The sequence below is a fragment of the Vibrio sinus genome, assembly GCF_023634645.1.
Taxonomy (GTDB): Bacteria; Pseudomonadota; Gammaproteobacteria; order Enterobacterales; family Vibrionaceae; genus Vibrio; species Vibrio sinus.
Window position 1 is genome coordinate 73,433 of sequence record NZ_JAMKMR010000005.1, and the last position, 21,466, is coordinate 94,898.

Sequence of the window (21,466 nt, forward strand, 5' to 3'; positions counted from 1 at the left end):
GGCTTAGTCGATATTAGCGCCCTTGAGCTTTTAACATTTAAAAACTGGATATGTTTACATGGCATTAGGGTCGATACAAAACAACAAGCCAAGTGGTTTTATAACAATGATTGAAAACCTAGGGAAAAAAATCCCAGATCCCATTGTTATATTTATGTTTCTTTTTGTCTTTAGCTTGTTTCTAAGTTGGGTTTTAGGAGGCTCGACTTTTCAAACCGTTGGTAAAGGGGGGGAAGCCGTAGAGTTCTCTATCAAGAATATGTTAGAAACGGACCACTTTCGCTGGATGTTTGAGAATGCGCTTTTGCAAAACTGGTTAGCGTTTGGTCACGGTGTACTTGGTATTATTCTTGTCGTTATGCTTGGTGTTGGTCTAGCGGAAAACTCCGGTTTATTTACAGCAGTAATAAAAAAGGTAGGGCACAAAATTAATGGCCGATTCCTGCCACTGGTTATCGTGTTCTTGGGAATTATGAGCTCTCTAGCAGCTGATGCTGGCTATCTCGTTCTTGTGCCGCTTGCAGGCCTACTGTATGCAGGTTTGGGTAAAAACCCCTTGATAGGTATGGCAGCGGCCTTCGCAGGTGTGTCCGCGGGTTTTAGTGCAAACCTTTTCCCAGCGACGCCCGCAGACGTCATTATCGGGGTAAACGCGAAACTGTTTGCGGAGTCCCAAGGCGTTCCTTTTACAGGTATTACGGGCGAGACTCTTAACCCTGCTACTATGCATTACTTCTTCATATTTGTATCGACATTTATCCTGGCTATCGCAGGTGCCTTTGTTACCAAGAAAATTGTGTCTCCCCGCTTGGAAAAAGTGTCATATCAGTTACCAGAAGACATTAACTTTGAAGAGTTTAAGGTTACCGAAAAAGAGCAAAAAGGGTTGAAAGCAGCATTGGTTGGTTTGGTTGCTGCACTTGTCGCTATTTACTTTTTGGCGAATGGACCACTTGATTCATATATTAATGACTCTGGTAAAGAAGTAACGCCCTACCTGGAGAACGTTATTTTACTCATCTCTCTGGTGTTCGCCGTCACCGGAATTTGTTTTGGTTTTGCCACAGGCAAATTTTCTGGATTGCAAGATGTAGTCACAGCCATGGTAAAACAAATGAACACCATGGGTTATGTTATTGTGCTTACATTCTTTAGTCACAACTTCCTCGCATTGATTAGTTATTCGGGATTAGGCACGTATGTTACTTATTTGGGTGCATCTAGTTTACAGTCTCTAGGCCTGCACAACTTTCCCGCTCTCATGCTGATTGGCTTTATAATCACCACGGGTGTCATCAATTTGTTCGTAGGTAGTCTAACCGCTAAATGGATGCTTCTAGGGCCTATATTTGTTCCTATGCTCTATCAAGTTAATCCTAATTTAACGCCTGATCTGGTATCCGCCGCGTACCGAGTGGCTGACTCATCAACCAATATTATTACTCCTATGATGAGCTACGCGGGTGTTATCCTAGCGTTTATGCGCAAGTACAAACCAGATTTAACATTTGGTGAGGTCATTACCATGATGATTCCATACTCATTCGCATTTCTGACCATATGGACTGGACTGTTGATAGCATTTGTCAGCTTCGGCTTTCCACTTGGGTTCTAGTATCTTGGAGCAGGTGCCCATTGCTACTGTTAATAAGTGGCAATGGGCGCTTTATTCTGTGGATGCCGAATAAAGCAGATAAAATTACAGTAACCGTCGTCTCAACCCTGATTTCTCCAGTATTCGAGCAGAAATCTCTTCAACAGATAGTGAAGATGTATTGATATATGGAATGGCTTCACGCCGGAACAAGGCTTCGACTTTTTCAATTTCATTAATGCATTGCTCAATATCGGCGTACTGGCTGCCAGCCAATCTATTTTCTCGTATTTCCGTCAAACGCTCGGGTAAGATGGTCAGGCCAAATAACTTGTGACGATGCACTTCAAATTCAGGGAGTAGCTTTAGGCTACTCATATCCTCTTGAATATAAGGATAATTGACCACTCTAAGACCAAACTGCATTGCCATATAAAGGCTGGTGGGCGTTTTACCACTTCTAGAAACGCCTAATAAAATGATGTCGGCATCATTTAAGTTGGTGAGCCTTATCCCATCATCGTGAGCCAGGGTGTATTCAATGGCATTGATACGATCAAAGTAACTCTTGGAATCTTTATTGACACTGCGTGAGCGCTGCAATTTTGGTTTGGGTTCAACTTTAGTGTCGTTTTTTACTTTTTTAACCGTATCTTCAAGGACATCGTAACAATGAGCTGGTGCCGCTAGCAGCTTTTGTTTTAGCTCTGGGATAACGATGGAGAAGAAGACGAGTGGCTCGGTTCCTTTGTTCTTATACGAGTTAGAAATTTCTTTGAGCAGTTCAGATAACTTGTCTTCGCTTTCTATGAATGGAAAGGTTTGCTCGTTAGTTTCGAACTGAAATTGCCCCAGTACCACATGACCTAGAGTTTCGCATGTGATGGCGGTTCCGTCAGAAACATAGAACACATCACGACTTTGACTATTAGTTGGCATATTTTATTTAGCAATGAAAATTGGTTTGAGTAGGATGGTCACCATAATACCGATAACAAAACTCGGCTGGCAATTGCGCCTGCCACAGCTTGATAAAATAATGTGTTTTGGATGAAGCAATCGTTTGCTCTGTCCGTAAGATAAAACTGTACTGTTTGTGGAGAAAAACATGCAAAAGAATACCCTATGGTTTGATGGCCTATCTATGCAAGATGTCGACAAAGTGGGCGGAAAGAACGCCTCTTTAGGTGAAATGGTCTCTAACCTTTCGAGCGTGGGCGTTAGCGTGCCCAATGGATTCGCCACAACATCGTATGCGTTTAACCAGTTTCTAGATTTTGGCGGGCTTGACGAGCGTATCCATCAGCTGCTTGATGAACTTGACGTAGATAACGTTGATGAACTTCGCAAAACGGGGGCCATGATTCGCCAGTGGGTAATGGATGCCTCTTTCCCAGATGATCTGGAACAGGATATTCGAAGTAATTACCTAGAGTTGGTTGAAAACAACCCGGAGATTTCCGTTGCGGTACGATCTTCAGCTACTGCAGAAGATTTGCCTGATGCTTCTTTCGCAGGTCAACAGGAAACCTTTCTCAATGTCAAAGGGGTCGAGGCCGTATTAGAGGCAACAAAACATGTATATGCCTCTTTGTTTAACGACCGCGCGATTTCTTATCGTGTACATCAAGGCTTTGACCATAGAGGTATTTCGCTTTCAGCGGGTATTCAGCGAATGGTTCGCTCAGATAAAGCATCGTCTGGTGTTATGTTTACTCTGGACACAGAATCTGGCTTTGACCAAGTGGTGTTTATCACGTCTGCTTGGGGATTAGGTGAAATGGTGGTCCAAGGGGCCGTCAATCCCGATGAGTTCTATGTGCATAAGGCAATGTTAGAAGCTGGGCATAACCCAATCGTTAAGAAAACGTTTGGCTCCAAAATGACCAAAATGGTGTATTCAAATGACCAAGCTATCGGTAAGCAAGTCAGTATTATCGATACTACCGACAATGAACGTGCTCAGTTTTCGTTAATGGACTCAGAGATCCAAGAGTTGGCGAAGCAAGCGCTCATTATCGAAAAGCATTATCAACGTCCGATGGACATCGAATGGGCCAAAGATGGCATTGATGGCAAACTGTATATTGTTCAAGCCAGGCCAGAGACCGTCTGCTCTCAGAGCGAACAAAACGTCATTGAGCGTTATGAACTAAATAACAAAGCAGACGTTTTGGTTGAAGGTCGAGCAATAGGACAACGTATCGGAGGTGGCACGGTACGATTGGTGGATTCCTTAGATCAGATGTCTTTGGTTCAAGAGGGGGATGTTTTAGTGACCGACATGACCGACCCAGATTGGGAGCCTGTCATGAAAAAAGCCTCTGCCATTGTGACCAATCGTGGTGGCCGCACCTGCCACGCTGCTATTATCGCAAGGGAGCTCGGGATACCGGCTATAGTGGGTTGCGGTGATGCGACGACAAAATTAGTCGATGGTAGTGTGGTCACTGTGTCATGCTCTGAAGGTGAAACCGGTTATGTGTATAGCGGTGAGCTGGATTTCGAAGTCAAACGCTCATCTGTCGATGAATTACCAATGCTACCTACGAAAGTGATGATGAACGTGGGGAATCCAGAGCGCGCGTTTGATTTTGCTCAAATTCCAAATGAAGGGGTAGGACTGGCTCGTCTTGAATTCATTATCAATAAAATGATTGGTATTCACCCTAAAGCACTACTGAACTTTAACCAGCAAACCGATGAGTTGAAAAAAGAGATTAATCATCGCATTCGCGGCTATAAAAATCCGATTGATTTTTACGTGAGTAAGCTGACAGAAGGCATTGCGACCATCGCTGCTGCATTTTGGCCAAAACGTGTGATTGTTCGAATGTCGGACTTTAAGTCGAATGAATACAGCAACTTGATTGGTGGTAATGCGTATGAGCCACATGAAGAAAACCCTATGCTGGGATTCCGTGGTGCCTCACGTTATATTTCTCCTGTCTTCGAAGAATGCTTTGAGCTGGAAACCCAAGCGATTAAGCGGGTACGAAATGATATGGGCTTCAAAAACGTCGAGATTATGATCCCGTTTGTTCGCACTCCATCAGAAGCCAGTTCAGTTATCGACCTACTCGCTAAGTATGATTTACGCCGAGGCGATCAGGGCCTAAAAGTGATTATGATGTGTGAACTGCCATCTAACGCAGTCTTGGCCGATCAGTTCCTCAAGTATTTTGATGGATTCTCCATTGGGTCAAACGACATGACGCAGCTGACATTAGGTCTAGATAGAGACTCTGGTGATGTTGCCCATTTGTTTGATGAGAGAAATCCAGCCGTCAAAGCCATGTTGTCTATGGCGATAGAGGCGGCCAAAAAAGCAGGTAAGTATGTCGGTATCTGTGGCCAAGGGCCATCCGATCATGAAGATCTTGCTGAGTGGTTAATGGAGCAGGGTATTAGCTCTGTCTCGCTAAACCCAGATACGGTGCTTGATACGTGGCTAAGGTTAGGGAAAGTAACAAATAACTAGATCCTACAGAGGATAGCGATCAGTCAAACTAGGCTGAAGCACGTATTTTAACGGCTCGAAAGCATTTGCCGCTTAATGTAATAGGCGGCAAATGTGAGAGTTTAGGGGAATGGTTAACGCTTCTCAAGCATCTGCATAATAATTTTGTCTATTTCTCCACTTTTCTTCAGCTTGTATAATTCGATATCGAATTTGATTGCAAAATCCTTTTTAAATGGGAAATTTTTTTTTGCATTGATATCCGTATAACCAAGGTGGCCATTGTTGGTAGAGATGACGCTCACCTCTTTTAAAGCCACGTTTTTGCCGTCTACATTGACGACAATATCTTTTCCATCAATCTCAAAGCTCGTTACGTCATCTAGCCGACTTAGGTACCAATAAAAAGGGACCTTTGAAGTGACGATACAGTTAGCTCTTGCCAATAGAAAAAATTGCACTGCTGATTGAGTACTATCTAACTCGAAGAGTCAAATGGCTTTCATTTTGACCAGTTTAAAAAATTCTGGGCCCGCTCGGCCATCTCCACGCATAGAAGTAAAACTGAGGGTGAGAAAGTCTCGAGGAAAGACAGCGGCCTCGGGTAACTCAACGGCGGCATGGCAAACAATGATGTCAGTTTGGGTAAATATAGGCTGAGAATATGGCCACAGATAAGGCTTTTTGGGTTCTGTGTCTGTTAACCAGTCATGCGCATGAAAATAGGGCGGTAAAATTGCGAACGCTTTACCTGTTTTTGCCAACGCCTTTGCTCTTGCCCAAGGAACGACTTTGAAGTTGATGTCGTAGTCCGGCATTCTCATGTCTATCTTTTTAACGATTTCGATGTAAACGCCCGTTAAGTTGTTCTCTTCATCGGTGTAAGCAAAAGGAGGAAGAGTATCATAGGTATATATGTCAACTTGCTGTGCCGCGTAACCAAACGATGACAATAATAGGCAGTAGGCCAAACTTAAATAGACAGCAGTGAAAACAAAGCTTCGTGAGCCCCATTGCAAAAGCGTATTCAAATGTCTGTCGCTACTATGTAATAACATCTCCGCAAGCCCATAACACATACGTAAAGCTTTGATTAGCTACATGAGTTATGTGATAACCATTGTTTGACCAGCTCTTTGTTGTGCTCTAACCATGAGTTTGCCGCATCATCGACGGACATTTTTTGGTCATCTACTAGCATAGCCGCCATTGCGATTTGCTGGTTATTTAAAGAGAACGATTTAATCACATCGACTGCGCATTGAGATTTATTGGTCAGCTCCTTAGAGATGGCAATTTTTAACCAGCCTCCGGCGGGGTTACCACAATCCCATTTAAATTTAGGGTTTATCCCCCAAGACGCTTTTCTCTCGCATTCCTTGTCATATTTAGGAAACTCAACAAACTTGCCTTGGTATTTAGCTTCTACCCAGTTAGGTGACCAGTTAAATATCATGAGTGGTTTCTTTGCAGCGATATACTGTCTGATTTTTTGATTGATTTCCTCACCATCGGCGAGTTGTATGACTTCAAATTGGAGTCCCAGTGCCCGAATTCGCGCTCGGTCAGGTTTTTCCCATGGCCCGGTGTAGTATATGCCGCGCTTGGTCCCTTCATAGAAAACTTCGGGGCAGTTTTTTAAGGCAGTCCAGTCTGGTAAGCCTGGGCAGAGCTCTTCCACATAAGCTGGGTACCACCAGTCCTCTCTAGTCGTGGCTTCGTGGGTTGCCCCTTCTAATATGTCGCCTGATTGGATAAGTTGTTCATATTTGGCTGCCATCGAGCCTTCCCAAACTTCAACCTGTACATCGGCTTCACCATAGGAAAGCTTGTGCCATTGCGAGCGAGCAGAAGTAGACACATACTCTACAGGTATTTGTTTTTTCTCTAAAAGATTACCCAGAGCTTTGGTTAAAACTTGTTGACTCGTCCAGTCTAATGAGAGTAGTTTGATAGGCTCTTCGCCAAACGCTGAGCTGGAGGAACTGATAGCGATAGCGGCTGTGATTACGGCTAAATTTTTCATAAGACGAGACCAAAATACTAGTTGTCTATTTATGTTTAGAACAGATTTCGGCATTAAACAAACACCTAAATGACAACATAATGGTAACTATCTGAGTATAAAAACAAATGTAGGTTCCACTGAAAATATCAAATACGACAGGCTCAAATGACTCACAATAACACCCAAGAAAGCTTATTTAAGCTACATCGAGTAAAACAGTTTAATTTCTCTATTTGGACCGTGTTAATCGGCACTTTGTTAGCACGCACCACCTATTTCATGGCTTGGCCATTTCTGATTGTTTTCCTGTACAAGAAATACGATGCATCTGCGCTTGAAATTGCGGGGATGCTTGCGGTTGCTTCGTTGGTTGGTGTTTTGGCTGGATTATACTCTGGATATCTGTCGGATAAAATTGGCCGAAAATGGGTGTTGGTTTGCGGTGCATTAATTGCTGCGATCGCATTTATAGGGTTAGGTGTATCCAACAAAATTTGGCAATTCTATTTGATGATGATGCTAAGCGGTTTGATGAGACCAATGATAGAGCAACCCGCGAAGGCGCTAATTGGTGATCAGATAGAGGACCCAAAGGGCAGGGAGCTTGCGCTTAATATTCGTTATTTTTGTATTAACATCGGTGGTGCTATCGGTCCGTTGATTGGCATAACGTTAGCCTTGTCAAACCCTCAATCTCTGTTTGTCTATACGGGAATGAGTTATATTGTTTATGCTATTTGGCTATATGTTTCCTTCATTATAAACCCTGAAAAACCTGCCCAAAATAAAGAGGTGTCACAGGGTCTAAATTTTCTAACCACATTAAGGGTGGTGAAAACCGATACCTTATTTATGACATTATTGCTGGCTAATGGCTTTCTGATGTTTGTTTATGCCCAGTTAGATTCAAATATTCCACAGATATTGGTTCGATCATCTCTTGGTAATTCACAAGACATTGTGGCGATATTGATGATGGTCAATACGATTACCGTGCTAGTGTTTCAGTTCCCTTTGCTCAAAATGTTAGAGCATAAGTCACTGTACTTTCGGGCAAAAATAGGCATCTTCCTTATGGCAGCCGCTCAGGTTGTGTTTGTGCTAACCCCGACAAGTTGGCAAACGGGCTGGATTATCGTAACGTTCCTTCTTAGCTTGGGAGAGGTTATTATTTTCCCAACTTTGAATGTGCAGATAGATAGAATAGCGCCCGATGAATTAAGGGGTGCCTACTTTGGTGCTTCAACTATTTGTACCTTGGGTTTCTCAATAGGGCCTTTGGTTGGTGGGTTTATTATCGAATCGATGCCTTACTATTGGTTATTTGCGCTGTGTTTGATGTTCTGTGTATTAATAATGCTAATTTACAGCCATATTGAACGTGGTTATTCTGAGCTTAGCAGCGCTGTGATGAAGTGAAATAATAAAGACTGCATTATGTGATAGTTAAAAGCGGTTGTCAGAAATCTAAGTGGCGTTCGGTGGTAGGAGGAAATGATGAACTCAAAGGAAGTCGTCCTAGCTTTTTGGGATGCAATGAAAACAAATGACTTTGCTAAAGCCAGTGAGTGGCTTAGTCCAGATTTTGAGGTTTTTTGGCCTCAGTCAGGTGAATTAACAGTTGGCCGAGAAAATTTCACAGCTATTAATTCCTATTATCCAGCGAATGGTGTTTGGGAATTCGAAGTTCATTCGGTAGTTTGCGACGGGGCAACGGTCGTAACTGATGTTTCGATTACTGATAGTGTTCGAAAAGATCGTGCTATAACATTTCACACTGTTGAAAACGGCTTAATTATCACGCAAAAAGAGTTCTGGCCAGATCTTATGGAAGCACAGGAGTGGCGAGCAAAATGGGTTAAGGTTGTGCAGTAATAGGTTATGCACCTAACGATATCATCATTTGAGAATGATCTTGATGTCGAGAGTATGACAGGTGTGAGAGTCCGAACCTAATAATTTTGTTTGATTTCATCTAGTTGCCCATTGTTTCTTATATTGTCTATACCAGTCTGGAGCTTGTGTACGTATATGTTTGGAGTGTCCAGACTAAACGCAAAATATAGTTCTGCTTTACTTAGAAGATAGATTATTTCATATTGATTAAAGTCGATTTTCTGCTTTTTCATTAGGTTTTTTGTGACGTTAGCATCGTATGCGATCATGTCTACCCTATTGTGAGCCAGCTTCTTGATCAGTATTTCCGGGTCATGTGTTGGTACAATTTTGTTACCTTGTACACCCAAAGATGATAGTAATTGCTCTCCAACGTCACTTCGTACAACGCCAATGGTATATTTTTTGAGCTCATCTGGATTCGAGACTTTGAGTTGCTTACTTTTTTTTGCAAGGACGACAATCTCAGTCGAAATGATAGGGCCAGCCCACTTAAATTTGGCTTCTCTTTCATGGGTGCGTGTGGTCGAAAATAGAACCACCAAAGGTCCTATCGTAGCATTCCTATAGCCTCTCGCCCAAGGCTGTACTTCGACCTTTTTTACTGTGTCGTGTACAGATGTAGAAGCTGACTTAAGTATATCAACTGATATACCCGTTACTTGCCCATTGTGGGTATAGTTATACGGGGGGTACTCTTCAGTGATAAATCGCAGATCGTTGAGTTCCGCTGAATATGGAAGTGTTGATATGAAAATTAATAGTAGAAATAGGTATCTCGTCATATCATTCACACCAACTCCATGGGTTATTGATTACTACCTCTTGTTGTCACCAACACTGTAGGCAATCACTTGGCTAATTTCCGTTAAACTTCTGTTTGACTCTTCCTGCCAAGTACAGAAGGCTTTTTCGGCAGCATCGAGTGCTCGCTTTGTTCCTTTACCGCCATCAATAATATTGTAGTTGCGTAAATAGGTTTCCACATCTCCAGATAACAGAAAGGTATCAAAGCCCATTTGACGGAGAGTGTAAGGACCAGTATTACCGCCCAATCGAGCACCATGAGTTTTAAGGTATTGCCATAGACCAGTGATGTTGTGTTTAGGCCAACTAAGAACGAAATGGGAAAAGGATCCGTGTTGCTCACTAACTTCATGAATCATCCTGGCGTTGTCAGCGATGCTTTTGACTTTCGTATGGTGACGAATAATTCGTTTATCATTGGCTTTATCATCCCACGCTTCGTCAGGCAATAGCAAAAGAGGCTCAATGCGGAATTGAAAAAACAATACTTCAAAATTTGGCCACTTATTTCTTACCACTTGCCAAGAAATTCCACTTTGAAAGACTTTCTGAGAAAAAGCCGATAACCATCTATCGTCAGTAATCTCCAAAATGGCACTATCGGCCAATGGCTTTGACAACATGGCTTCTAGATTGTTTTCTCCACCTTTACGCTCTGCGGCTCGTTGATATATCTGCTCAAACTTTTCCATATTTTTGCCCTGATTCTATTGCAATAACCTTAGACCACTAGGTAGAGCTTCCCCAAAGACACGTTTCGATTCAGACTCCGATAACTCTTTTACTTTCGAGACAAGCTCCAACCAAGAGTCTGGCATGCGGCTTTGTTGTAACTTAGTGATCAACTGCTCTCGTGATTCTTCTGATATGTCTAGACTACGATCTCCCGTTTTTCGACACATCATAACGGCCGCGAATCCGATGGTTGGCTCCGCTGTCCAGTCTTGTTCTATCAGTTTTGCAAGCCATTGCTGCACTTTTGTGCTACCAATGACATTGTGCTGGCTTCCATTTAACGGTGTACGAGCTGCGAGGCGTCCTAACGCCCACCAATGTGCTTGATTAAATTGCTTATGGTTTATCGCTTTAGAGAAAAACCAAGATGCGAGAAGCTCTTTATCTTCAACATGGAGCTTCTCTAAGGAAGCGGCTAATCTCACCATAGCTTCGTAGCCTTTGCTTTGTACTTCCTTGGCGTTTTTGGCACTTTTCATTGCACCCGGGTGCAAATATTTAGCGATATCAGCCAAGATTGTCTCTTGCTGATCTTGCGTTAAGCCTCCGGAAATACGACGCCAAAACACCCACCAGTCGGTCCAGCTTTGGTGGTCAGTGAATTGTATTCCTTGTTGATAGAGAGGCCACACGTGTTCGATGCGCCATGAGTCTGTTGCATCACCAAAGCCTGGTCTAAGCGAATATCCAGCGAGGCGAAGCCAGTTTCTTTCATGGGCTTCTGAGCGACGGCGACGTTTTTTACCTTGTATCAGCGTATCAAATATTTGTCTTAGCGTGTGGAAGTCCCAGCTTTCTCTTTTGCCAAGTCGCTTTTCCAAATCTCGAGTCAAAGTTTTGATTGCTTTGTTATCAGCGGTTTTTTTATTGCCGCTATAAAGGTGTTGAATGATTTCTTTGCATTCATGGAGGCGAGGGTGCTCAGAGTGGTCGGGATCTGAATGGCCTTGCTGGTGCCTAACTTCGAACTCTAACAACCACCTTTTTGCATCGTTGTTAGTATCAACGCATTCTATTTTCAGCGTTCCCACTTCAGTAAGCTGAGTTGCTAAAATGACTTCGACACGCTCTTTTTCATTCGCTGATAACTCAGTGGTTCCATCACTGTCTAGTGTTGAAACATAGGGAGGCAGAGCATTAAACTGCTCGGTGTTGATGTCTACCATGATGCCATTTTGGGTAGCGGATGATGTGGAGCCTGTAGCGTCTGTTAGCTGGTCATGAGTCGAAGTGAGTAGATTAAAGCGAACGGGCTCGCCAAGGGTAAGAGAAAAACGACGGCCGCTTAGGCGAATCTCTTGCCCTTCCTCGGTGCCTTTCGCTAGCAGGCACAGTGCTTTACTTGATTTGTTTTTTTCTTGCAGATGGAGAAAGTAAGAGCGTGCTGCGCCACCGCCAATCTTAGATAAAGCGCCCATTCGAGCTTTTCCAAACGCCACTGCACCATAGGCGACTGACCAATCGGGGTGCGGGTTATTTAACACCTGAATTGTTGCGCCGCGCCAATTGGAAAACAACGTGGACATTTGGTCTGCAATGAGTTCGCTATTAAACACGCCACCATTGAATAGAACGCCTACTGGTACATTAGACTGAGTTCCATCATCACTTTGTAGTATCGATTGACATACGGTCTGATGGTTGAACAGAAACTCAGCGATATGCTTGCTGATAGCAGGGTCAGAAACGTAAGGCAAACCGAACTCGACGACGGCGCTACGGCGCTTATTGGGTAGATCATTAAGCTCGGTTAATGGGAAGAAACCTTCTAATACGACTTTGTGCACTTCTTCTTTTGTTAAAAGCGCACTTTTTGAGCCCCCGATCAGCTTTGAGCCGCCCCCTAGCATGGTAATCTTCGCTTCACTTGGGGCGGAGGAAGACAAAAGAGACTCTTTCGCCCGTCGAGTCTGCTGAATAAGTTTAGACAAGCTGGCAGCGCTGAGCTTTTTTCCTGCATGTAATTGTTGTTCAGATAAGTGGGCGAGGGCTAAGTCAATATTATCCCCTCCGAGCATAAGATGTTCTCCTACCCCCACTCGTTTGAGCTGCAACTCGTCATTGGCAATATTTGCATGTATCAAGCTCAGATCGGTGGTGCCTCCGCCAACATCGCAAACTAGAACTAGTGGAACATCAGCAAGTTCCTGTGTTGCACTGTCAGTATGACGGTTATACCAATCGTAAAATACGGCTTGAGGTTCTTCTAAAAGCAATATGTCATTGAGCCCAGCCAATTTACAGGCATCCAGTGTGAGATTTCGAGCGGCTTCATCGAAGGAGGCGGGAATGGTCACAACGACTTGCTGATGTTCTAAACGATCATTTGGGTGATGGTAGTTCCAAGAGCATTTCACGTGGTTTAAGTAACTTGCACTGGCTACGACAGGCGATACTTTCTCTACGTCTTGCGTACCTGACCAAGGGAGGATATCGGCGCTTCGATCTGCATTCGGGTGAGATAACCAGCTTTTCGCGCTCGAAACCTGTCGTCCTTCAACTTTGGCTCCTAGTGCTTTTGCCCACTCCCCTATAACCACATTTTCTATGTCCCCAGAGACGTGCTGATCGGTCCAAGGCAGGATTCTATCAGCTGGTGCAATTTGCTCGTCGGCAGGGTGATAGCGAAATGAGGGAAGTAATGGTTTGCGGACAACTTCTCCTGGGCCAATCAACTGGTCAATTTCAAATATGTTTGTGACACAGTTTTGCAACTCATCTTGGATTTCACTATAGGCGACTACTGTGTTTGTTGTGCCAAGGTCGATACCGATTAGATAGCGGGGGGACGTCATGTAAACCTCTAAGAAGTGCTCAGATTTGAAACTATTTTTATTTGTATGAAAATACGGCTTATTTGAAGCAATGGCCGTTTGAAAGTGGTGCAAAAAAGCCGTACATGAATATGCACGACTTTAGGTGGGTTAATGTTGTTCGTGAGATTGTTGCTCGCTGCTGCTCTCTTCGCGAACATCGAACTCAACATGCCATTTTTGGCCATTATCTGTGGCTATGGCCTCAAGTTGCAGCGTTCCTAGTTCAGTAACTCGAGAGTTGAGTGTTACGGGTACAATGTCACCACTATTTCGTCCTTCCGAGACTGGCAAGCTGAGTTGTATTTCCGGTAACTCTTCCAGTTCTCCTTCTGGCCAATGGTCAAGGTGGGTGCCTGCTTCGTCTTCTCGACGTACGGTTGAACCGAAGAATTGAAAGTGGACTGGCTGGCCAATCACCAAGCCAAATTCTTGACTTGGCACTTGTGCACTAGAGCCTTCTTCCATACCAAATGGCGCGACGCATATCGCTTCAAGTGGTGTCGCCATACCAGGAATGGCAGGCATGGCACTTTCTATACCAACATAATAACTCGATGCGATGCCACCTCGGATTCTAATTCCTTGACCACGTCGAACTGCGCCATAATATGAAGCGCCACGTGATACCGCTAAGTCCAGGTCAAGTCCGGTAAGGCGCTTCGCTGGCTCTGCCTGAGCGTTGCTTAACCATGAGTTGATGGTGTCGAACAAACGGTGAGCAAGTAAATCAGACTTTAGCACGCCACCATTAAACAATATCGTAGTTGGCTTAATGAAGTCACAAGATTGCTCTTGTCCGGGCATGCCTGGCATATTGGCAAACGGATTGTAGTCTTGCGCTGGGGCAGAATCATTGGCGCTGGCTTGCTTGGAAAGAAAAGCCGCAATGTGGCGAGTGATGCCCGCATCTTGCGCGTAAGGTAAGCCCATCTGTGTGAGTGCGCCTCGGTTTTTTTGTACCGGATGCTCGTTAATGCTAATCGCTGGGAAGAAACCGTCAACCAGTGTTTGCTGGACTTCTTGCTGGGTCAATTCGGTTTTCAACGTTGAACCAAGTAACTTAGAACCTCTACTTGGGACTACGATCGGTACCGATTGAAGATCGCCGTCATTTAGCAGGGCTTCTTTGGCATCACGGCACGCTTGAGTAATAGCTTGAATCTGCCAAGGCGCAAGGTCTTTGCCTTCTTGAGCCAATTTCATTTTTAGGCGATAAGCAAGAGCAAGATCCATATTATCGCCGCCAAGCAGAATATGTTCACCGACAGCGATTCTGTTGAGTTCTAGATTTCCATCGTTTTCGGTGACTTCGACGAGTGACAAATCGGTGGTGCCTCCGCCAATATCGACCACTAATACGACATCACCAGCACTCACTTGGTCTCGCCAAGAGTCATTGTTATTATCAATCCAACTATAAAGAGCGGCTTGTGGCTCTTCAAGTAAGGTTAGATGCTTAAGGCCTAAGTTCCTTGCCGCTTCAACGGTGAGATCTCGAGCTGCTGGGTCAAACGAAGCAGGGACGGTGACGATGACTTCTTGCTCGCTCAAAGGCTCGTGTGGATGACGCTGGTCCCAAGCATTTTTCATGTGTTTTAAGTAGAGCTCAGACGCTTTAAGTGGTGAGACTTTTTCAACTTCTTCTGGGCTACCGTTTGGTAGAAAGGCTTCTCGGCGGTTAACTCCTGCGTGACATAGCCAAGATTTTGCGCTGGCAACAAGGCGAATCGGTGTTTTAGAGCCAAGGTTTCTGGCGATAGCGCCAACCAACGCTTTTGGTTGGTCTGTCCAAGGCAACACACGTGCAGACTCATTCATCTCATGTTCGTGAGGCTGATACAAAAATGAGCCAAGTTGGCTTTTTTCTTCTACGGTGCCAGGAGCGGTTAGCTGCGGGATTTCCATCAACTCAACGGTTGGTTCTTCTTGTGAGTTATCAGTGTAAGACAGCACACAATGTGTCGTGCCTAAGTCAATACCGACACTGAATTTCGGCAAATGTTCTGTATTGTTTTCAGTTTCCATTACAGCTCAACCTCTGCAGGGGCAATGACAGAAGCGTCATAGTTTTCTGATACTTTTGGCAAGCGAATCTCTGCTGCCTTCCAACCTTTGTGTACTAGCGTCCCGTTGTACGGAGCACTGCCTGTAACATTGCCTGTCAAACGGATTTCTTGCGGGTTGAAACCTTCAGCAATCGTGATGTGCGATTCTTCGTCTTCACTACGTATCGGTGATAGCGTGAGGTATTCATTCAGTACTTTTTGTCCACCAGAATGGATGACACGCGCCGCGGCACCGACTTCTTCGTCAGAGAAGGAAGAAAGGTCTTCTTGTAAAAAGTCGATGAGTCTTGACTCTTGTTGCATCAAAGACAACAGTTGTAAAGCAGAATCGGTTGGGTTTGCTGTGAGTTTAGATTCAACTTCAACGATTTTTTCAACCACTTTCTCAACTTCAACGAGCTTTTCTACTTCAATGATTTTCTCGACAGGTTTTTCAACTTCGACGATTTTTTCAACTGGTTTCTCAACGACTTTTTCAACGACTTTTGCTTTGCGGAAAACGACAATGAGCAAAAGCAAAATACACAGCACGGCCAAAATAGCATGCAGCATATCGAATGTGGTCGGAAAAAGATGTAAATCAAAGGTCATTTTGAATTCTCTCAAAGGATTATATGTCGGACTTTAGAAGAGCTATCGCCACGGACTTGTATAGATTGTTTAACTAATAATTTGGGATGGATATTACCATACTCGTGTTACGAATCTTGATGAAAAATGACATTATTCGCGCAATTGATGGGCGAGTGGTCAAAATGCAGACAAAAAATTGCGTCATTGATGAAATTAACACCAGGTGGAATCCTATCAACCTATAGCCTAACAGGGATCTTCACCGTCGAGTTTTGCTTTCAAGTCATGTAATATGCTCCATTCGACGTCGAGAATTTGCGTTTTTTAAGGTAAATAATGAATCACAACCGTATTGTTTGTTTTGATTTGGAAATGTGTTGCTGGAATCAAGATGGTGTAGGCACAACTGGTGAGATCATTGAGATTGGTTTAGCTGAGATCGATTTGGTGAAAAGTGAGATAGTGAAACGTGCTCAATACTACGTAAAGCCAGACACTGACGAAGTCTCTAAATTTTGTAGCGAACTGACTGGGATAACGCCACGAAAAATAGAAAAACAAGGGCGATCTCTTGAATCGGTTGTTCAATCAATGATCAAGAACTTTGGTGGTGCCAACAAGATATACGCCGCTTGGGGTAGGGATGATGTCATCCTTAGAGAAGAGTGCTTGCAAAAAAAGATACCAATGCCTTTCAAAGAGTTTATCAATCTGGCCACTTTATATCGCGTGCAACACCGCTTGAAGGATAAACGAATTGGTCATCGTGAGGCGCAAGAGAGCCAGGGAATTGATTGGGAGGGTCGTCAACATTCGGGGTATGTAGACGCCTATAACCTGGCTAAATTGGCCCTAAAAATGTTGTAGAGCGTCAGGTATCACGAGTTACGGAGTTATTTGTCGATAACGGACAATTTTGCTCTAATGAATTCACTGTGGTCGACATACAACAACTCGGCCACTTTTCGAATGACTGCTTCTTCTAAAGGATCAATATTCCCGTCGGCATTAGCCACTTCCCACATCGCTTTTATCAACTCAAACCGAGCTTCTTGCGACAGCTCTCGTAATTGAGAGGTAAAATCATACAACGAGGCTGATTTCTTAACTTTTTCTTCGGCCTCATTGATCAAGGTTTGGCTTTCTTCACTGCTGACTCCGAGCAAGCGAGTCAGAAGTGCTGATTTAGTGTGTGATTCTATTGATGAGCTTTGGTGATCGGCATCAGCGACTTCGCAAAGTAGGGATGCCATGGCTAAGTTGGGATTAGCGCCTTGCTGATGATAGCTCGTTCCTTCGATAAGTTGTTTGAACACATTGGAAATTGAACTGAACATAAAACCTTACCTATCGAAAACCATAAAAGTGACCAAGTAATCTGACCTGACAACGCTGGCCAATTACTAATATATTGTGCCAAGTTTTCGTGAAATCAAGTCAGAGTTGCGCAAAACTTCTCTTGAATCGTAATGAATAACAACCGCGAAAAAACACCTCACAGACGTATTTTAGGTACTTATCTCCGCGCCAAGAGTATGAAAAGTAATAGTTATAATTACCGGGTACACAAAATCATAATATTAGTTTAATCATCTAGTCATATTAAGTCGTATTATTTAGGTGGTATTCTCTTTTAGAGCGGCATTGCGTGCTTTTTGCGATATCACTTTAAAATTTGCAATCATATCTGATTTGAGGTTATATAGCCGCCGTTAAAACGACAGAAATAAAAAGAACGACGTTCTATATGTTCATTGTTTTGATGTATTTACCGAGAGATGTACTACCTCTGCTAATTACAGGATGATTGACGGTATTTTTGCTTGTTTACAGTTTGATTTAAACAGGCGTCATATTAATTATTTACAAGTGAGTTTATTATGGCTGATATTAGTATTTGGCAACTTCTTATTATTGCGTTAATCGTTGTACTATTGTTTGGAACAAAAAAATTGAGCGGTATTGGCAGTGATTTAGGGTCGGCAATTAAAGGCTTTAAAAAGTCCCTGAAAGAAGAACCCGCAGCGTCTAACAATGGAAATGATGCTGATTTTTCGGCAACTGAAAATGTCCAACATATGAAGAGTGCCGAACCTCATACCAGCACAGTAAAAGATACTGAGAAGGCGTAAAGGTGTTCGACAGTAGTTTTGGAGAGCTAGGACTGATTATAGTCGTGGCTCTTATCGTACTCGGGCCAGAGCGATTACCTCAGGTGATTCGCTTTGTTGCCAAGTTTATTGGTGTTGCCCGAGCGATGGCAAACAGTGTGAAAGAAGAAATTTCACAAGAGTTGCAGCTTTCAGATTTGAAAGAAGAAATCCGTGCTATTGAACAAACGGAAATGAAGAAAATTTCTGATAGCATCAATGCCTCTAAAAGTGACTTAACAGAAGCCAAACAGGATATATCTGGCTCATTAGGCGGACTAAAATCTGAAATAAAAGATATCGAAAAGGATCTCTCGACATCTTCAAATAAGTAAATCTACTTGTTTGACGTATTAATCATAGATAGAGAACACTATGTCTGCAGATGAACCTTCTCAGCCGTTAATGCGCCACCTTCTTGAATTGCGCTCAAGGCTGTTAAAATGCATTAGTTCGATTTTTATTGTATTTGCCGCTCTGGCGTACTTCTCCAATAATATCTATAACTTTGTCTCAGCGCCTTTGGTAGAACGACTGCCGAAAGGGGCGACGATGATTGCCACCAGCGTGGTTTCTCCATTATTTACACCAGTAAAGCTGACATTGGTTGTCTCTGTTTTCATTGCAGTGCCTTATATCCTTTATCAAATATGGGCATTTATCGCGCCGGGTTTGTATAAACATGAAAAACGTTTAATCACCCCATTACTGATATCAAGCTCGTTATTATTCTATTGCGGCGTCGCTTTTGCTTATTTCGCTGTTTTACCGATAGTATTTCGTTTTTTTACCGCTATTTCCCTTGGTGGCGTAGAATACGCGACTGATATAACCAGCTATTTAGATTTTGTTCTGACGGTGTTTATGGGTTTTGGTGTGGCGTTCGAAATACCGGTTGCGATTATTCTTATTTGTTGGATGGGAATTACGACACCGAAAGCATTAAGTGAAAAGCGACCTTATATTATTGTGGGGGCTTTTGTGGTGGGAATGTTTCTAACCCCTCCGGATATGCTGTCCCAAACTCTGCTTGCCGTGCCTATGTGTTTGCTATTCGAGTTAGGGTTGTTTTTCTCTCGATTCTACATACCGAAAGGCTCTAGAGAAGTCGCTGTTTCAGAATCATAATCTAGCCAGCTTCTGACAATAATGCTCCCAACTTACCTAGTTGGGAGCATTGTTTGAAACTCGTACGCTACTTCCTTTCAGGAAAGGTAACGGTTTCTCCCTCTGAAGTAAGTAGCTCAATACTAGCGGGCTTTCCATTGACATCCAACTTCAGTTCTCCGATAGCACTTTGATTCACTAGTCTCCTTGTGCCGATGGTACTAGGGTCGCGTTTTTTGATCAGTAGCCGCTTACGTTTGGTAAACAAGTTAAGAAAAGAATAAGGCGAATACAGGAGCCGGTCTAAGCGATCACATATGTTGAGTAGTGGCTCAGGGAATTCATTTTTCAAACCACTACAGGTGATTTGGAATATATTTGGGCTGCTTTTGCTATGGCGTACTTTAATGTCATAAGCAAAAGAGTAGTGGACATCACCCGATAAAATAACAAAGTTGGTTGGAGTTTTGGTGTGCGTAAATATGCTCAGTAGTGTATTGGCAGAGCCCGGATGTGCCATCCAGTTTTCAGCGTCGATAATCAGAGGTTGGCCAACCCAAGTCATAATACGTTGAAGGGCTTCGATGAACTTGACGCCAAACATGGGTGCCGCAGATACAATGATGACTTTCTCTTCGTTCAACAGCTCTTGCTGAAATTCAATGAGCGCCTCCCAGTCCATTAACCCAGAGGGCTTATTCATTTTTGACTCTGAGCGCCAACGACGAGTTCGGGTATCAAGAACGACCACTTTTGGGGATGTTGGTATGGTGTAATGCCATCTTTCGAACTGATTCAAATATTGAACAAAGGCGTTGTGATGTTGTAAGGATGGCTCAGTGAAAAATGACTTCGCAACTTGGATAAATTCTTTATTGAAGTTGTTAGGTTCATTGCCCCAGCCTTGGCACAGCCAATAGCTTATTAAACCGTTGCCAATAATCCGTTTTGCCAGTTTGCTTTGGTTGATGTTTTTCTCCCAGCCGACGGTTAAATTCCAGTCGTCGGTGACATCATGATCGTCAAAGATCATATAAGTGGGAATGTGAGCAAGAAGTCGTCTGCTACTCGGCAACCCTTCAACAAACTTATCTAACCTGCTTTTTTCGTTATCCCATTGCTCCAGCCCTTTCTGTACTTGAGCTGATGCTGCTTCATCACCAGGTTTATCGATAGAAATAATGCGCCAAAGCTCAGGAGACCAAACTAACAGATACATGGCAATGAACTCAGCAAGTGAAATCAAGTGATTAACGCAGCGCTGCGATGTAAAAGTGGGTTTAGGGCCAGAAGAAATAAGGCGGCTAAATAGCCCGTGGCTGCTGTGGGTGGTTGGAAGAATGCTGTATCTTCCATAAAGAGTGTCTGGGTGCAGATAGAGTTCGTCACTAGTCTTAAGCGTACTTTCCTCAAACTCTTCACCATGTAATCCCAATATATCAATGATTTTATGAACCGCGACAAGTAACGGGCCAGAGACATGATCGGCGTAAATTTGATCGCCGCTCATTATCAGCATGTCAGGGCGCTGCGCTACTGGCAGTTGCGCTACTTTCTTGTCTGCGGCGATAAGCGCATCTTTAGTAGCATGATCAGGATTTCGACAAGAGCCGTGTAACACATAGTCCGCTTTATCGGTGATGTTAAAACAGGGAGATTGCTCCTCAGAATAAAGCAACTCTGGAGCAAGAGAGCGAAGGAGGCCGTCAGGAGTGGAGAAGTCGTAGCGTAGGGGCACATGGGTCGGCAGCTCTTGTTCCAACTGTACTAGAGTGATCCAGGCGTGTTCTCCGATTTTTATCTGCTCAAATTGGCTAAGAGGCTCGTTAACAATGAGTTCATCGTTTTCGTCCACTACCAAGGTAAAGTGGCCTACTAAGGGTTTGCTGGTTACGAGCCATACGACTAATGCATTGTGTGTGGCTTTACGTAAAATGGGGCCCGCCAATATCAGCGGCAATGCTTGGGTAGCTTGCAATTACAATCCTTTCGCTTTTCGTTCTAATTATGTTGAAGTGACTTGGGCATAAGCCTCAGATTTATAATGAACACTTTACATGAATCAGCAGTCTTTCCCAAGTACTGCTATACCCGTTCAGCTTTGTCTATCGCGGTGAAACTCGCCCCTTAAAGTGACTGTGCATGCAAGCGTAATCAATACTGATTTTGATGAAATAACGGACACGAATATTATTAGAAGGTAAAAGTGTGCGAATTTTATGGAATTTATGTAAAAAGAGAAATGCGTCAGTTG

The 21,466-nt window shown here is 43.5% G+C and carries 19 protein-coding genes; 8 read left to right on the top strand and 11 right to left on the bottom strand.

The genetic code is table 11. The features are described from left to right. Positions 1-58: 58 nt before the first annotated feature. Positions 59-1,615, top strand: a complete 1,557-nt coding sequence (locus M9194_RS07120; RefSeq protein ID WP_250611933.1) for an AbgT family transporter — start codon at positions 59-61, stop codon at positions 1,613-1,615. A gap of 84 nt (positions 1,616-1,699) precedes the next feature. Here the strand turns inward: M9194_RS07120 and ppsR are convergent, their stop codons facing one another. Next, positions 1,700-2,533, bottom strand: a complete 834-nt coding sequence (gene ppsR, locus M9194_RS07125) for a posphoenolpyruvate synthetase regulatory kinase/phosphorylase PpsR (RefSeq protein ID WP_250611934.1) — start codon at positions 2,531-2,533, stop codon at positions 1,700-1,702. A 169-nt stretch (positions 2,534-2,702) separates the two neighbouring features. Here ppsR and ppsA point away from each other — a divergent pair, with 169 nt between their 5' ends. Beyond that, the gene (gene ppsA / locus M9194_RS07130; RefSeq protein WP_250611935.1) at positions 2,703-5,075 is read left to right on the top strand and encodes a phosphoenolpyruvate synthase; all 2,373 of its coding nucleotides are present in this window, start codon (positions 2,703-2,705) and stop codon (positions 5,073-5,075) included. A 113-nt stretch (positions 5,076-5,188) separates the two neighbouring features. Here ppsA and M9194_RS07135 read toward each other — a convergent pair whose 3' ends face one another. From M9194_RS07135 to M9194_RS07145, 3 genes are read right to left on the bottom strand one after another with little or no spacing between them, the layout of a single operon-like run. Next, positions 5,189-5,515: a hypothetical protein gene (locus tag M9194_RS07135; RefSeq protein WP_250611936.1), complete on the bottom strand. Its 327-nt coding sequence runs from the start codon at positions 5,513-5,515 to the stop codon at positions 5,189-5,191. A gap of 30 nt (positions 5,516-5,545) precedes the next feature. Then, on the bottom strand, positions 5,546-6,112 hold the full coding sequence (locus tag M9194_RS07140) for a transporter substrate-binding domain-containing protein (RefSeq protein ID WP_250611937.1): 567 nt from the start codon (positions 6,110-6,112) through the stop codon (positions 5,546-5,548). Positions 6,113-6,147: 35 nt separating this feature from the next. Then, the gene (locus tag M9194_RS07145; RefSeq protein WP_250611938.1) at positions 6,148-7,080 is read right to left on the bottom strand and encodes an ABC transporter substrate-binding protein; all 933 of its coding nucleotides are present in this window, start codon (positions 7,078-7,080) and stop codon (positions 6,148-6,150) included. 147 nt (positions 7,081-7,227) lie between these two features. Here M9194_RS07145 and M9194_RS07150 point away from each other — a divergent pair, with 147 nt between their 5' ends. Both M9194_RS07150 and M9194_RS07155 read left to right on the top strand, forming a co-directional pair. Next, on the top strand, positions 7,228-8,481 hold the full coding sequence (locus tag M9194_RS07150) for an MDR family MFS transporter (protein ID WP_250611939.1): 1,254 nt from the start codon (positions 7,228-7,230) through the stop codon (positions 8,479-8,481). A gap of 78 nt (positions 8,482-8,559) precedes the next feature. Beyond that, positions 8,560-8,937, top strand: coding sequence for a nuclear transport factor 2 family protein (locus M9194_RS07155; protein WP_250612092.1), 378 nt, complete (start codon positions 8,560-8,562; stop codon positions 8,935-8,937). A gap of 77 nt (positions 8,938-9,014) precedes the next feature. Here M9194_RS07155 and M9194_RS07160 read toward each other — a convergent pair whose 3' ends face one another. The 5 genes from M9194_RS07160 to M9194_RS07180 all read right to left on the bottom strand — a co-directional run bounded on the left by M9194_RS07160 (position 9,015) and on the right by M9194_RS07180 (position 15,973). Continuing rightward, positions 9,015-9,743: a substrate-binding periplasmic protein gene (locus M9194_RS07160; protein WP_250611940.1), complete on the bottom strand. Its 729-nt coding sequence runs from the start codon at positions 9,741-9,743 to the stop codon at positions 9,015-9,017. A gap of 33 nt (positions 9,744-9,776) precedes the next feature. Continuing rightward, positions 9,777-10,457 (bottom strand): DNA-3-methyladenine glycosylase I, encoded by a 681-nt coding sequence (locus M9194_RS07165; protein WP_250611941.1) that lies wholly within the window; start codon positions 10,455-10,457, stop codon positions 9,777-9,779. A 15-nt stretch (positions 10,458-10,472) separates the two neighbouring features. Continuing rightward, the gene (locus tag M9194_RS07170; RefSeq protein WP_250611942.1) at positions 10,473-13,295 is read right to left on the bottom strand and encodes an Hsp70 family protein; all 2,823 of its coding nucleotides are present in this window, start codon (positions 13,293-13,295) and stop codon (positions 10,473-10,475) included. Between the two features lie 129 nt (positions 13,296-13,424). Next, positions 13,425-15,341, bottom strand: coding sequence for an Hsp70 family protein (locus M9194_RS07175; RefSeq protein ID WP_250611943.1), 1,917 nt, complete (start codon positions 15,339-15,341; stop codon positions 13,425-13,427). Next, positions 15,341-15,973 (bottom strand): DUF2760 domain-containing protein, encoded by a 633-nt coding sequence (locus M9194_RS07180; protein ID WP_250611944.1) that lies wholly within the window; start codon positions 15,971-15,973, stop codon positions 15,341-15,343. Before M9194_RS07180 ends, M9194_RS07175 begins: the two co-directional genes overlap by 1 nt. Positions 15,974-16,291: 318 nt before the next feature. Between M9194_RS07180 and M9194_RS07185 the strand changes: the two genes are divergently transcribed. Continuing rightward, complete coding sequence (locus M9194_RS07185) at positions 16,292-16,822, top strand: 3'-5' exonuclease (protein ID WP_250611945.1); 531 nt, start codon at positions 16,292-16,294, stop codon at positions 16,820-16,822. A gap of 26 nt (positions 16,823-16,848) precedes the next feature. Here M9194_RS07185 and M9194_RS07190 read toward each other — a convergent pair whose 3' ends face one another. Then, entirely contained in the window at positions 16,849-17,292 is a 444-nt protein-coding gene (locus M9194_RS07190) for a tellurite resistance TerB family protein (RefSeq protein WP_250611946.1), read from the bottom strand. Positions 17,293-17,835: 543 nt separating this feature from the next. On the opposite strand from M9194_RS07190, the gene tatA reads away from it, so the two are divergent. Genes tatA through tatC form a run of 3 tightly spaced genes read left to right on the top strand, consistent with a single transcriptional unit; the run spans position 17,836 to position 19,233 of the window. Continuing rightward, positions 17,836-18,087, top strand: coding sequence for a twin-arginine translocase TatA/TatE family subunit (gene tatA, locus M9194_RS07195; protein WP_250611947.1), 252 nt, complete (start codon positions 17,836-17,838; stop codon positions 18,085-18,087). 2 nt (positions 18,088-18,089) lie between these two features. Beyond that, positions 18,090-18,440, top strand: coding sequence for a Sec-independent protein translocase protein TatB (tatB, locus tag M9194_RS07200; RefSeq protein ID WP_250611948.1), 351 nt, complete (start codon positions 18,090-18,092; stop codon positions 18,438-18,440). Between the two features lie 40 nt (positions 18,441-18,480). Then, a complete protein-coding gene (gene tatC / locus M9194_RS07205; RefSeq protein WP_250611949.1) occupies positions 18,481-19,233 on the top strand; it encodes a twin-arginine translocase subunit TatC in 753 nt (250 codons plus the stop codon). A 67-nt stretch (positions 19,234-19,300) separates the two neighbouring features. Here tatC and M9194_RS07210 read toward each other — a convergent pair whose 3' ends face one another. After that, on the bottom strand, positions 19,301-21,190 hold the full coding sequence (locus M9194_RS07210; RefSeq protein ID WP_250611950.1) for an alkaline phosphatase D family protein: 1,890 nt from the start codon (positions 21,188-21,190) through the stop codon (positions 19,301-19,303). Between the last annotated feature and the right edge of the window lie 276 nt (positions 21,191-21,466).